At 55.2% G+C, this 384-nt stretch carries 1 protein-coding gene; it reads left to right on the top strand.

The window, feature by feature from the left end:
• Positions 1-20: 20 nt before the first annotated feature.
• Positions 21-384, top strand: a 364-nt coding sequence (locus AC1RPW_RS08075) for a hypothetical protein (protein ID WP_481769455.1), incomplete at its 3' end; no start/stop codon positions are given.

Consider the following 384-nt stretch of genomic DNA (forward strand, 5'->3'; position numbering starts at 1 on the left):
TCTACAAACAGGAGAGCTTTATGACGCAGGTACGGAAGATCAGGGACTGGGATAAACTGGAGAACGGCGGCTGCTACTGGTTCACAATTACCTCGGATCGCGGTGACCGAAAGTTCTATTCGCAGGTTGCTGTCGTCAACGGTAATCCGCTGTTGATCAATGCGCGGGACGCCGTTCCGTTCGAAGAATATGCGTCGAAAGTGCTTTATGCACAAGAACAGGGCCCTATTCCGACTGCGATCAACAGGGCGCATGCTCTGGATAGAGCTGGTATGCATGAGGCTGGTACCGCAGTGCTGCGTGCCGCATACGACGAACTGGACGACGTGCAGCTTCGGACCCGCATCCAGGTCCTGCGTGATCTGGATGGCCGCTGGAATGATC

It is taken from the genome of Dellaglioa sp. CoH-55-MRSF-8, from assembly GCF_056782195.1.